The 14,492-nt window shown below is 36.5% G+C and carries 7 protein-coding genes; 2 read left to right on the top strand and 5 right to left on the bottom strand.

Features of this window, described 5'->3' with window-relative positions:
• Positions 1–60: 60 nt before the first annotated feature.
• From CLV73_RS00320 to CLV73_RS00310, 3 genes are all read right to left on the bottom strand, one after another.
• Positions 61–837 (bottom strand): zinc ribbon domain-containing protein, encoded by a 777-nt coding sequence (locus tag CLV73_RS00320; protein ID WP_100374917.1) that lies wholly within the window; start codon positions 835–837, stop codon positions 61–63.
• A gap of 4 nt (positions 838–841) precedes the next feature.
• Positions 842–1,939 (bottom strand): Nif3-like dinuclear metal center hexameric protein, encoded by a 1,098-nt coding sequence (locus tag CLV73_RS00315; protein ID WP_100374916.1) that lies wholly within the window; start codon positions 1,937–1,939, stop codon positions 842–844.
• A 163-nt stretch (positions 1,940–2,102) separates the two neighbouring features.
• Complete coding sequence (locus CLV73_RS00310; RefSeq protein ID WP_100374915.1) at positions 2,103–2,945, bottom strand: hypothetical protein; 843 nt, start codon at positions 2,943–2,945, stop codon at positions 2,103–2,105.
• Positions 2,946–3,193: 248 nt separating this feature from the next.
• Here CLV73_RS00310 and CLV73_RS00305 point away from each other — a divergent pair, with 248 nt between their 5' ends.
• Together CLV73_RS00305 and CLV73_RS18815 are read left to right on the top strand one after the other, a co-directional pair.
• Positions 3,194–4,021 (top strand): ion transporter, encoded by an 828-nt coding sequence (locus CLV73_RS00305; RefSeq protein ID WP_100374914.1) that lies wholly within the window; start codon positions 3,194–3,196, stop codon positions 4,019–4,021.
• 40 nt (positions 4,022–4,061) lie between these two features.
• Positions 4,062–4,220, top strand: coding sequence for a hypothetical protein (locus CLV73_RS18815; protein WP_157798689.1), 159 nt, complete (start codon positions 4,062–4,064; stop codon positions 4,218–4,220).
• A gap of 73 nt (positions 4,221–4,293) precedes the next feature.
• Here CLV73_RS18815 and CLV73_RS00300 read toward each other — a convergent pair whose 3' ends face one another.
• Both CLV73_RS00300 and dnaE read right to left on the bottom strand, forming a co-directional pair.
• On the bottom strand, positions 4,294–9,456 hold the full coding sequence (locus CLV73_RS00300; RefSeq protein WP_100374913.1) for a T9SS type A sorting domain-containing protein: 5,163 nt from the start codon (positions 9,454–9,456) through the stop codon (positions 4,294–4,296).
• Positions 9,457–9,760: 304 nt separating this feature from the next.
• Positions 9,761–14,440 carry a DNA polymerase III subunit alpha gene (dnaE, locus tag CLV73_RS00295; protein WP_100374912.1) on the bottom strand — a complete coding sequence of 1,560 codons (4,680 nt, stop codon included), beginning with the start codon at positions 14,438–14,440 and terminating at the stop codon, positions 9,761–9,763.
• Positions 14,441–14,492: the final 52 nt, after the last annotated feature.

Here is a 14,492-nt window from a genome sequence, read left to right as displayed (position 1 = left end):
TAAAAAGCTGCTTCAAATATTGAAGCAGCTTTTTTATATTATTTAAACCGTAATTATAAATTAGAATTTAATTACTGATTTCATTCTTTCGTTTTCCTCCATTACCAATTCGTCATCAACAAGGATTTTTCCTGAATGCTCATCGATAATGATTTTCTTTCTCTGAGCGATTTCCATTTGCTTTTGAGGCGGAATCGTGAAGAAAGATCCTTTTGGAGCTCCTCTTTCAAGACCTACTACAGCAAGACCATTAACAGAGCTGGTTCTGATTCTGTTATAAGAAGCCAGTAATCTGTCATCGATTTTTGCAGCATATACCTTAGACTGCTCCAGAAGATATTCTTCTTCTTTCTGCGTTTCAGCAATAAGTCCTTCAAGCTCTTCTTTCTTGAATTTTAAGTGATTTTTTAAATCATCGATTTTTGCATTTAATTCACTTAATGTTTCATTTTTATGAGCAATTTTAGCTCCGAATTCTTTGATTCTTTTTTCAGAAAGCTGAATTTCAAGATCCTGGTATTCAATCTCTTTACCTAATGCTTCAAATTCTTTATTGTTTCTTACGTTATCTTGCTGAGATTTGTATTTTTCAATTAAAGCTTTTGCATGGTTAATCACTTCATGCTTTGTCTTAATCTGATCTTCCTGATCTTTGATGTCTGCATGAAATTTTTCAGCTCTTTTTTCAAGACCTTCGATCTCAATTTCAAGATCCTCTACTTCGATTGGCAATTCTCCTCTTGTATTTCGGATCTCGTCCAATCTAGAATCAATGATTTGCAAATCGTATAGAGCTCTTAACTTCTCTTCAACTGGAATATCGTTGGTTTTTGCCATATATTTAAATGAAATAATTTACCGGGTTTGTTTTCTCAATAGATTTTGAGATTGCAAATGTACTAAATTTTTGTGATAATATTTCAAATAATTGTTGAGTTACAAATTGTTCTGATTCAAAATGTCCTATATCACAAATCATCATTTTTGATTCTGCCAGGAAAAAATCGTGGTATTTTACGTCTCCTGTTAAATACGCATCACATTTTTTTGATAAAGCAGATCGTATTCCGCTCGCTCCGGAACCTCCCAAAACCCCTACTCTTTTAATTTTTTTATTATTAAAATCAGAATGCCTGATCATTTCCAGATTGAATTTTTCTTTCACCAGCTTCAGGAAATCTTTCTCATCCATCGGTTCTTCAAAATCTCCATACATTCCTAATCCGGAATACTGGTTGTCATTTTCTAAACTATAAATCTGATGCGCCACTTCTTCATAAGGATGTGCTGCTTTCATCGCATTGATGATCTTTCCTTTTTTATAATCTTCAAAAATTACCGAAATCATATCTTCATCTGCATTTTCTCTGATATCCTGCTGTCCCGAGAACGGGTTTGAACCTTCTATCGGCCTAAAAGTACCGTTTCCGTTGATTGTAAAGCTACATTCATCATAGAAACCGATATTTCCAGCTCCGGCAGAAAAAAGGGCTTCTCTGAGCTTTTCAGAATAATCTTTGGGAACAAATACCGTTAATTGTTTTAAATTATTTTTTTTAGGCTGAAGAATTTTCAGATTTTTTAGTCCTAACTGATTGCAAATTCCTGCATTCACTCCAAAGAAGTCATTGTCAAAGGCAGTATGAATGGCATAAATGGCAATTTTATTTTCAATAGCTTTCAAAACAGCTCTTTCAACATAATTTTTACCCGTCAATGATTTTAATCCTGAAAAAATAATCGGATGAAAACATACAATCAAATTACAGTTTTTCTCTATGGCTTCCTCTACTACATTTTCCAGCGCATCATGACACACTAAAATCCCGGAAATTTCGCGGTCAGAAACCCCGCATAAGAGCCCCACATTATCAAAATCTTCTGCCTGATGTATGTGTATTCTTTCTTCAATCTTTGAAATTACATTTCTTAATTTCATTCTATAAATTTTATACCTCAACGAAGATATTAATTTTAACAGAGTTAAACCAAAGTAAAATTAGATTCTGCTTTATTAAAAAATTATAGCAAATTAAATATCAATAAAAAACCGGCCTTTGAGAAAAAGCCGGTTCACAACAAACACTTAAATATACTTGAAACTAATCTTTAAATAATGATACTCTTGTAAAAGATTCTACAACCGCCGTACAATCTACATCCGATTGCATAGAAAGAACATATCCTCTTCCGGGGTTAAGACTGTCAGGATCCGCAATAGTATAGAAATAAAAGGTAAGGACTTTCGCTCCTGAACCTGAAGGAACAAGTTGAATTGAATTAACTTCAAAACCGGAATCAGGATTTCTAAAAATTGCTTTTACTGAACCTGAAGAACTGGCACCTGCAGTCACCGTCGCAATCAATCTCCAAATATGAACCTGCCCATAAATTTCGTTTTCCCTCCATTTATTTGTTGCGGCTATATAAATATTTGACGTTACACCGGGGAACGGCACTGTAGTTTCCGGCCAACTTGTGGTAGGACTTGGAGCAAACACCAATGGTGTCGCATACGTTACAGTAACAGCTGCACCAAAACTATTACCTGCTGCATTTAAAGTAAGAGTGGGTTTTACATTTGCGTTTCCAGAATTTATCTTAACGACACCGTCGTTACCAGCCTGAGAGTTTGTGGGAACAAAGAACTGTCTCCAGAGGGTACCATCCCAATACTGGAAATTATTGGCTGTCGTATTAAAAATTAAGGTTCCTGCAGTAAGATTAGCATTCACAACACCCGCAGGAGGTACTGTAGAAGCATCATTATCAGCAAGATTGGCATCTCTTTGTGCATCTGAAAGACGAGGTATAAGAATTCCTTTCTGACTAGAAGTAATATCCAACACTGTCGCTCCGTTGGGAGACGTGGTATTAATCCCAACCTGCGCATATATAAAACTACATATGAAAATCGGAATAAAAGAAGTTAATAATTTTCTCATGGTATTAGATTTTGTTGAATAAAATTACAAACTATACATATAAATATATTAAAAAATAAATTTTTATTTTAATTATTTTTTTCGTATTTTACTTAATATAACAATTTGAAAATCATATATTTACAAACAATAACTCACCTATTTTCGATTAAAAAAAATATTAACATTAATAACATTCTTTTAACAATCGGATTTTTAGTATATATTTAATAGAAATTATTAACTTTCCTGTGAAATAACAGCTCAAAATGGAAAGAGAACACAATCTTATTCCTGAAGATATTCTTTGGAAAAGATTCCTTTATCGTATCATTTATCGCTCCGATACCAAGCTCGGAAAACTCTTCGATATTGTATTATTATCCTTAATTCTTATAAGTACCGCTATCATTATGATGGAAAGCGTACCTCAACTGGATAAAAAATTCCATTATACCTTCCTAATTCTTGAATGGATCATTTCACTGTTTTTTACCGCTGAATACTGGTCCAGAATTGCTGTAGTAAAGAATAAAAAACAATATATTTTTAGTTTCTTCGGAATCATTGATTTTTTAGCATTGGTTCCTTTTTATTTAAGCTTCTTCTTTCCCGTTACTAAGTATTTTCTCATCTTCAGAATGTTGAGAATGCTAAGAATCTTCAGGATCTTTAACCTTCTGGATTTTATGAACGATGGTTATCTTATTGTAAAAGCACTAAAAAACAGCTCCAGAAAGATTTATATTTTTCTTTTATTCCTAATTATTTTTTCGGTCATTGTCGGCTCTTTGATGTTTATGGTAGAAGGAGGAAGACCCGGCTTTGAAACCATTCCGCAATCTATTTACTGGGCGGTGGTAACAGTAACTACAGTTGGCTATGGAGATGTTTCTCCCATTACTCCCATGGGGAAATTTTTTGCGGTTATTTTAATGTTGGCCGGTTACTCTATTATAGCTGTTCCAACAGGAATTGTAACGGCCGAAATGCGCAATAAAAGACAGAACTTAGAAAAAATATGTGACCGATGTGGTAATGAGGATATTGATGATGATGCAAGATACTGTAAACAATGTGGCAAGAAATTAGCTTAGATTTATTTATCATTCAATCTATTAACCAAATACCACAATCATGGAACCAAAAAAGAAAAACAAGCCCAACAGTTTAGTCATTATTCTTTTTGCATTAATTGTATTAATGATTATCATCTATTTCATCCTCGTTATGTTCTTCCCATCTGTTTTTGATCTTTTAAATACAGGAGATATCCAACCGGTACCTGATAAATAACATTCTATTAAAATAAAAAAGCTTCCCAAATTGGGAAGCTTTTTTTACAATATATTAATCATATAAACAAACATTATCTTTTTATTGCTTTAATAGTTTGTTTAGAACCATCTTTCATATTCAGAACAACTAAATACATTCCTGAATTTAATTCCCCTAAATAAAGCGTTGAATTTGGCTTATCAAATGTTTTCACCAATCTTCCTGAAATATCTACTATTGAAACAGATTTTATAGTATTGATATCTGAAATATTCAATACATCTACAAATGGATTTGGATAGATTTTTATCTCTTTATCATTAGATGCCACTTCTTGCGTACCAAGTGCAGCAGCTATTTCCGCATAAGATAGGAAACCTGTATAACTAGCCGCCGCCAATGCAGTAGTAGACTGTGTTGTATTTGGTGTACCGGCAGCATAAGTACCTGTAGTACCAAACAAACTATCATATATTCCACTTGCTGTTGGTGCAATTACCGGGAAATTAGCATTTGTGATTGCATTATCTCCTAATCTTACATTAATTGTTGTGAAAGTACCAGATACTAAAGGAGCTTCCCATCTTCTTGTCGCAGATAAATTCTGAATTGTAGCAGATGCTGTTCCTGAGTTGGTATCGAATGCTTCTGCTTTCATATTAGCTACCGCAGTAGTTGCCGGCGACAATGAAATTGGAGCATAGGCAGTTTTACCCACAGGATATAATATATAGCTTGTGTTCGCATTACCAATAGTTCTAGCAAATGGTCCTTTTATATAAGCAGTAGTACTACCTCCAGATAATGTACCCGCCGCAGTTGCAGTACCTAATGTCAATAAGTTAGTATTGGTTGTATTTACAAATCCTTGCGTTAAAGTCAATGTACCACTTACTGACAAAGGAACATTTAAAGTAACACCTGCCGGATTTGAATTATTAACAGTCAGCGAAGTTAAATTAGCTGTAGGAGAAGCTGTTAAGTTTCTAAACACTCCGCTTCCTGATATAGTTTGAGCATTAGTTGATGCCGAAACGGTAAGTGAAGTGGATGAAGCAGATGTAGCATCTGCAAAACTTAACCCTCCTGACGTAGTAAATGTTCCATTATTTATAATGTTACCTGTAAAATAACTTGCTCCAGTGGTTGTACTAGTTCCGGCATTTCTAAATTCCGCACCAGAATTAATCGTTAGATCTCCATTAATAACAACATTATAATATGTTCCGTTGACTAAGAAAAATCTATTTGATCCTCCGGTAACAGTTTCTAAAACAACATTCTTAAATTTAAAAATTCCTGTTCCGGCCCAACTATAAAAATTAAATCCATTAGTTCCTCCATTATCTGTAGAAATTCCATCACCAAATTTAAATGTATGTGTTCCTGTAGCAGAAATTGCTCCTGCTGTAGGCACTGTTACTCTGAAAGTCTCGGTGGTAGTGTAATGGGGATCTACAATAGTAAAGGTTCCTCCAGTAAGATTAATATCGGTATTAGCAGTTGGAGCAAAACTTACGATATATGTTCCGGAGGCCACACTTCCTGTAGCAGAACCTGCATTGTTTCCATCAACATTTACCTGTCCTCCTGACTGATTAAATTTACCTCCGGAATTAACTGCTATATTTCCATTAATATTTAATGTTCCTCCTGAAACCGTCAATGTTCCGTTGTTGGCCAGGAAATTATTATTTAATGTACAACCTACCGTTAAATCTCCTGAAGCATTTACCAATGTTCCTCCTGCATTAATTGTAACATTTCTAGATGTATTACCCGCGGAATTTACTGTTACTGTTGTACCTGATGCAATTTGTACCACATCTGTACACGTAGGCACTGTTCCTTTGCTCCAAGTAGCACCGGAATTCCAATTACCATTTGCCACAGATATAAAAGGAATATCTGAAGCCGAAAGACCTAAATAATAAGTGTCAGCCAAATTAGCCAGCGGAATAGCCGTTCTTTGTGCATTTACATAGCTTGTTCCTGCCTGGTGCGTTCCTAAGGCTGGAGCTGAAGCCAATGTAATTCTACTGTTTCCATTAGCAGCAGTATAAATATCCTGCCCGTTTATTGCCATACTATAAGTTGGTGTTCCCGTAATTCCAGATTGAGAAACAACCCAATTAGATTTTGCCTGTGTATCTACGGTATAAGCTCCGTCTACAATGCTTACCGTATTTGTTCCAGCAACATTATTATATTGTACTGCAATTTTTCCACCGGTTGTAGCAGCCGCACTTTGATACAAATACATGTTTCTAGCCGAAAATGCAGTACTTGTTCCTGTTGCAAATGGGTAAACTCCTGCTCCTGTTGCGGTGGTCGTTGTTGATGCAGTAATAGATGCACCGGTAGCCGTAGTGGTTGGCCACCATCTTGCAAAGGTACTACCCGTGCTGAAACCACCTGCTGTATAAGATAAAGTTCCGTTAGAAGTAGCTGAAGTTCCTAAAACAAAAGTATTAGCGCCTGTATTTAAAAATCCAGTTGTCAGGGTTAATGTCCCTGATACGGTACCTGTATTTGTTCCGTTTAACAAGGAATTTGCATCTGCAAATGTTACTCCTGTCGAAGAACTATTGTTGACTGTTACACTTGTAAAGTTAGCCGTTGGAGAAGCTGTTAAATTCCTGAATACCCCAGAGCCGCTTACAGACTGAGCTGTCGTTTGTGGAGTAATTGTCGGACTTGACATATCAGTTTGCGTAACCTGTCCAAACGTCAAAGTTCCAGTATTAGTTAAAGTACCATTATTTACAATATTACCACCAACAACCTGAGTAGTAGTTCCTCCTCTATATTCACCTGCAGTAACTGTCAGGTTGCCATTTATAACTACAGTTGAAGAACTTGAAGCCACAAAAGCATTTGCCGATGATAAAGTATTAACAATAACATTACCGAAATAAAATCTGGTTGCTAATGAAGTTTCGAAACCTTTGGTACTGTTTGCAACTGTTGAAATACCATCTCCAAACTGTATAGTATGTCCAGTAGTAATGTTTGGATAAGGAGTTGTTGTTGGAACATAAGTAATAGCTCTATCGGCTGCCGCTGTACCAATATGCCCTGCAACAATTGTTAGTTTTCCACCTGTAAGATTTACATTATTAGACTGAAACCAAACTAATGGCATTCCTGTTAATACCGATGTTGCAACTGTTCCAGAATTTCCATCTACAACAATTGCCCCTGCTGATTGACTGAAAGTAGACCCTGTAGCATTGTTAATATTTCCATTTACTACTAAACTTCCTCCGGATACTGATAAAGTACCATTATTATTAACATAATTATTTTTATTAGTACAACCTACTGTAATAGATCCTCCTGTTACGGATAAATTACCTCCTGCGTTAATAATAATATTGCTAGGAGTTGCTGTTGTAGAAGCACTTACAGTTACTGTATGACCTGATAAAACAGCTGCATTTACACAACTTGGCACTACACCTCCTACCCATGTACTTGTACTTTCCCATGGTCCTGATTGAGCCGATTCTGTAGGCATTTCTGCAGCAATTGTCGCTAACGTATAAGTAGCCGCTATATTTGCAGCAGGCACTGCGGTTCTTTGTCCCATAGGCTGGTTTGTACCTGCCTGAGCAGTCCCTACCAACGCTCCATTGCTTAATACTGCAACATTTGTACTAGCAGCAATATAAGTTCCCTGACCTTGAATTGCCAAAGTATGTGCAGCCGAGGAAGCATATCCTGCAGAAGTAGTTACGATCCAATTAGCATTCGTTTGCCTATCATAAGTTAATGAACTTTCAGTTACAGGAGTTATTGAAGAAGTACCAGTTGCACCATTAAATTTAACTGCCATTTGACCTGCAGTAGTTAAGGCTGCAGTAGCTCTGTGAAAGTGGTTAGCATTGTAAGCACCTGAATTCCCTGTCACAAAAGGATAAGTACCTGCACCTGCAGCAGGTACAGTTGATGCTGCTATTGTTGTTCCTGATCCTGCTGTTCCGTACCATCTGCTAAATGTAGAACCCGAACCAAACCCTCCTGCTGTGTAAGAAAGCGTTCCCACTGCAGCTCCGCTAATACCTAAGACAAATGTATTGGAACCAGTGTTTATAATCCCATTAGTAAATGTTAAAGTTCCTGATACTGTACCCGTATTACTTCCATTTAACAAAGAATTAGCATTAGAGAAATTTACTCCTCCAGCACTTGAATTATTAATTATTAAGCTTGTAAAATTAGCCGTGGGAGACGTTGTTAAATTTCTAAAAATACCATTTCCTGAAATAGTTTGGGCATTGGTTGCTGCAGAAACAGTTAAAGATGTAGAGCTTGCAGACGTAGCATCTGCAAAAGCTACTCCTCCCAAACTTGTAAAGGTACCATTATTTATAATATTCCCTAAGAAATAGCTGGCTCCAGTAGAGCTACTAGTCCCCGCATTCCTAAATTCCGCCCCTGCATTTATAGTTAAATCTCCGGTAATAACTGTATTTCTATAAGTTCCATTTGCTAGAAAGAATCTGTTTGTTCCTCCTGTAACAGTTTCTAATATTACATTTTTAAATTTAAAAATCCCTGTTCCGTTCCAGCTATAAAAAGCAAAACCGTTAGTTCCTCCATTATCCGTAGAGATTCCATCACCAAATCTAAAGGTATGCGTCCCAGTGGCTGCAGTAGCACCTGCTGTTGGTATTGAACACTGGAAAGTATCTGTTGTGGTATAATGTGGATCTACAATAGTAAATGTTCCCCCAGATAAATCTATATCTGTATTAGCTGTAGGCGCAAAGTTTACTATAAATGTTCCAGAAGCCACACTTCCTGTAGCTGCCCCTGCATTATTTCCATCTACGGAAATATTACCTCCACTTTGAGTTAACTTTCCTCCTGCAGTAAGATTAAAGTTTCCGTTGACAACTACATTTCCACCAGAGACGGTTAAAGTTCCTCCAGAAAGTGTCAGTGTTGAGTCAAATGCTCCCGCTTTACTCACCGTAAGGGTATTTGCGGCAACAGTTAAACTTCCGGAATTAATAGTAAGCTGTCTGACAGAGGCATTAGCGGGAAGTGTCATTACAGAAGCATTTTGAATAACAAAATTGTCTGCATTGCTAATGCTGGTTGGCGAGGTACCTGTACCATCTGTAGCAGTTCCCCAACTGCTTACAGCTGTAAAATCTGTAGCCGAGGCTTTGGAGTAATACGTGGTTTGTGCTTTCATTGTTGCAAAACTGCTGACCAACAAGAGCCAAAGATAAATTTTCTTCATGATTATTAAATATTATTGTGGTAAAAATACAAAACAATCAATATAATTTTAATTAAAATTAATATTTAGTTAAATATTTTTTAACAAAACAACAATTTCCATTGACAAAAAACACAACCCAAAGAATTAAATTAAAAAATCGATAAAGTGAAATATATTCATAAGTAATTAATTATCAATAAATTGAAAATCAACAATATTTCAACAAAAAAAGAATATTGGCAAAACTTTTTTTACAATTAAAAAATAAAAAAAAGTGACAAAAAAGCCACTTTTAACTAAAAATATATAAAATAGTACAAATTTAGTTGAGATAAAACTCATATTTGTTTAACAATTGTATCTCTTTTATCAAATCACCATTCAGATTCACCGAATGCTTCATCGATTGCACTTCAAGATGTTCGGTATTCAAATCATCATCAACATTTTTGATATAAAATTTCAGTTTCTGATTTCCCTGATTTCGCTCTAATACTGATCTGAAAAAAGCAAGATCCTCCGGCCGGAAATCCATCACATCCATGACCAATGAGATACTTTTTGCAAACCTTTCGAATGCTTCCTGAAGCTCTATTACATCATTTACATTTACAAAAACCCTTCCGTCTTTTACCTGGGCAAATTTTATCTTTAAAATAACAAATCTCTGAACTTCAAGTTTTTCCTTCAGCTTCATATAATCACGATCTCCTAATCTGAAAGAATACGATCCCGAGTAATCTTCCAACGTCAAAAAAGCAACCTTTTCACCACTTCGGAAACCGTCTTTCACAACGTATTCTGTAATCAAACCAGCAACAGTATATTCTTTTCCACCACCGCCGTTCTCTCTTTCCTTCTGCAAGGTTTTCCAGTCTTTTTTCTTTTCTTCAAACAACTCTTCCTGTTTATTGGCAAAAGCCTGCTCTTTATAAGCGTCAACCTCATCAAGATTTAAAAAATGGAAAACACCCTTCGGCTCTGCTTTTTTCGTTACTTCTTCAATAATTTCCTCTTCTTCACCTGCCACAATATCATCAGAAACAATTTCTATTAAATCTGTAACCTCATCTACAGAGTCTTTCTCCAAAATCGGTACTTCATCAACAATTATTTTGGCCTCATCATCTTTTTCGAGCACCGCTTTTTTAGATAAGCTTCCCTGCATGAACTGATACTGATATTTAAACTCATCCAACGGATGCGCAGAAAGATAGAAGCCGATAATTTCTTTTTCTTTATTCAGTTTATGCATATTGGGCCATTCAGGGCAAGGTGCTAATTTTGGTTGTTCAATCTGAACTTCTTCAGCAAAATCAGCAAAAAGCGAATTTTCCATCTCATTTTTACTTTCCTGGAAGCTTTGTCCATATCTGATTAATCTTTCCAGGTTGGTTCTTCCTGACATGTCAATATCAAAATACTGTCCTCTATGGAAAGAATCCAGTTCATCAAAAGCTCCCGCCAACACTAAACTTTCCGCCACCCTTTTATTCATCTGAGAAGGCAAGATTCTTTCAAAGAAATCATAAATATTTTTGAATCTTCCGTTTTCTCTTTCTCTGGTAATTGCCTCACTCGGACCTTCCCCGATTCCTTTAATCGCTCCCAAACCGAAACGGATCTGTCCTTTTTCGTTTACCGAGAATTTATACTGGGATTCGTTCACATCCGGTCCTAAAACATCAACCCCAATACTTTTACAGTCTTCCATGAACATGGTAATAGAATCAGTATTGTTAATGTTGTTACTCATTACACTCGCCATATATTCTGCCGGATAATTGGCTTTTAAATAAGCGGTTTGGTAGGCAATAAACGCATAACAGGTAGAGTGAGATTTATTGAAGGCATATTCCGCAAAAGCTTTCCAGTCATTCCAGATTTTCTCTAATCTCTCTTCGTTCAGATTATTTTTTCTTCCTCCTTCAATAAATTTCGGGTACATTTTATTAAGAACATCGATTTGTTTTTTACCCATCGCTTTTCTCAATGTATCAGCTTCACCTTTTGTAAAATTGGCTAATTTCTGAGACAACAACATTACCTGTTCCTGATAAACGGTAATACCATATGTTTCTTTTAAATATTCCTCTGTTTCCGGTAAATCGTAAACAATTTCTTCAATTCCGTGCTTCCTGTTGATAAAGTTTGGAATATATTTAATAGGCCCCGGTCGGTAAAGGGCATTCATCGCAATAAGATCGGCAAAAACCGTTGGCTTCAGCTCTCTCATGTATTTTTGCATCCCCGGGCTTTCATACTGGAAAATCCCGACCGTTCTCCCTTCTTTAAACAACTGATAGGTTTTAGCATCATCAAGCGGAATCAAATCAGGATCAATATCAACCCCATGTCTGGCTTTTACCAGTTTTAATGCATCTTTAATGATGGTTAAGGTTCTAAGACCTAAGAAGTCCATTTTCAACAATCCTGCACTTTCTGCCACGGAGTTATCAAACTGAGACACCAAAATATCGGCATCTTTTGCAGCAATCGTTACAGGGACCAGATTGCTCACATCTTCCGGCGTAATGATGACACCACAAGCGTGAATTCCTGTATTTCGGATACAGCCTTCCATTTTTTTTGCACTCGCCAACACATCATGGCGCGGATCGGAAGGACTGTCAAGAACCAACCTCATCTCATCGACAAGCATCTGTTCTTCCGGCTTTAATTTATCATATTTGGATAAAGCCTTTGCAATGTTCATTCCCGGACTCGGAGGAATGAGTTTTGCAATATTATTGGTATCAGGAATCGGAACATCCAAAACCCGTCCTGCATCTTTAATCGCAGATTTTCCACCTAAAACCGAATACGTAATAATCTGGGCTACCTGAGTTTTACCGTATTTTTCAACTACCCATTTGATAATTTTATCCCGACCTTCATCATCAAAGTCAATATCAATATCGGGCATGGAAACCCTTTCTGGATTCAGGAATCTCTCGAAAAGGAGATCATATTTAATCGGGTCAACATTGGTAATTCCGATACAATAAGCTACCGCAGATCCCGCTGCAGATCCACGACCTGGACCAACCCAGACCCCCATTTTACGGGCTTCGTTACAAAAATCCTGTACGATCAAAAAGTACCCCGGATAACCTGTATTGGCGATAACTTCAAGCTCAAAGTCTAAACGTTCCTTTATATCAGCAGTAATTCCATCTTCTCCATATCTTTTTCTTGCTCCTTCATAGGTTAAATGTGTAAGATAAGCCATCTCACCGCGTTTTCCACCGTCAATATCATCTTCAGCATGAATAAACTCTTCAGGAATATCAAATTTCGGAAGGAGAACATCTCTTTTTAAAGTATAAGGTTTGAATTTTGCCGTAAATTCTTCGTATGCCTCAAAAGCATCAGGATAAGCTAGAAATGCTTCTTTTATTTCGTCTGCATTTTTAATATAATATTCTCCCGTCGCCAAACCTCTTCTCTTACCAAAACCTTTTCCTACAGGAGTTGTCAGTTTTTCACCATCTTTGATACAGCTTACAATATCCTGAATATTAGAATCGTCTTTATTGGAATAAAAAGTTTCGTTCTGTGCTAAAATTTTGACATTATATTTATCAGCGAAATGCAATAAAACATCATTCAAATGCTCTTCTTCCGGCAGTTTATGATTTTGAATCTGAACATAAAAATCATCCTGAAAAGTATCTTTCCACCACTTGAAAAGCTCCTCCCCTTTCTGTTCACCGGTATTCAAAATTGCATCCGGAATATCTCCATGAATTCCTGAAGTTAAAGCGATTACACCTTCTTTATATTCAGCGATCAGTTCCCGGCTTACCCTCGGAACCCCGAAATAAAATCCTTTCAGGAAACCTATACTTGAAAGTTTTGCTAAATTTTTATAGCCGTTAAAATCTTTTGCTAACAAAACAACCTGCGTTCTTCTGTCGGGATCGTCTTTCGTAAACTGCTTCTGCTCGTAACGGTCAGAAATATAAAACTCACACCCAACAACAGGAATCAAAGGCTCTGAAACCGGTTCTTCTTCATTAAACTCTTCTCCTTTCTCTTCCGCTTCCTGTTTTTTAGCTAAATATTCTTTATGCTTTTTTGCACGGTCACCATTTGCTCCTTCAACCGCAGAAACAAATTTGAAAGCTCCCATCATATTTCCCAGATCCACCATTCCGACGGCAGGAAAATTATCATCAGTCGCTTTTTTGATTAAATCATTAATGCTCGAAGTAGCCATCAACGTTGAAAAAACACTGTGATTGTTGAAATTAAAATATCTACCTAAATCAATTTCATCAATACTTCCAAAATCCTGCTGTTTTTTCTTATTGTTAAAATCAGCAACCTGCCTTCTGATAATAATATTGAAAGGCTTGATCGGATCTGGATATAATGTCTTGAAGTAAGTCAGCTGATCTTCGGAAGTTTTTAAAACCTCAGCCGGAATCACCCCGATTCTCATCATTTCGAAGAAAACCTGAGCCGTTGCATTTACGTCGGCTGCTGCGTTATGCGCTTCATCGAACTTATGACCGTATAATTTTTCGTAAAGTTCTTCCAGTTTCGGAGGTTTAAATCTTCCTCCTCGACCTCCTCCAAGCTGACAGAAATCCGTACCTAAAATCATGGTGTCGGCTCTTGGTTTTTCCTGAAGATTGTCTTTTATGTTTTTTCGGTAAAATTCAGCTCCGACAATGTTGTAATCAAATTCAACATTATGCCCGGAAACAACTCTTACCTCTTCTAAAACTTTAGAAAATTCGTTTAAAATTTCCTCAAGATCACGACCTTCCTCATTGGCAATTTTTGTAGTGATCCCGTGAATTCTCGCCGCGTTGAAGGGAATATCGTACCCCTCTGGTTTTATAATATAATCCTGGTTTTCAATTAAAGTTCCGTCATCATCATGCAACTGCCACGCAATCTGCACCATTCTTGGCCAGTTATCTGAATCTGAAAGCGGAGCGTTGAAATTCTTTGGTAAACCTGTGGTTTCTGTATCAAAAACTAAATACATGTAATTTTTCTAGCTTTTATTAAAAGAGAATGTAAAGTTACTTTAATTTTTT

This window comes from Chryseobacterium geocarposphaerae (assembly GCF_002797535.1).
In the GTDB taxonomy this organism is placed as follows: domain Bacteria; phylum Bacteroidota; class Bacteroidia; order Flavobacteriales; family Weeksellaceae; genus Chryseobacterium; species Chryseobacterium geocarposphaerae.
Note: the sequence above shows the minus strand (reverse complement) of the source record. Positions and strands in the feature narration are given on the sequence as shown.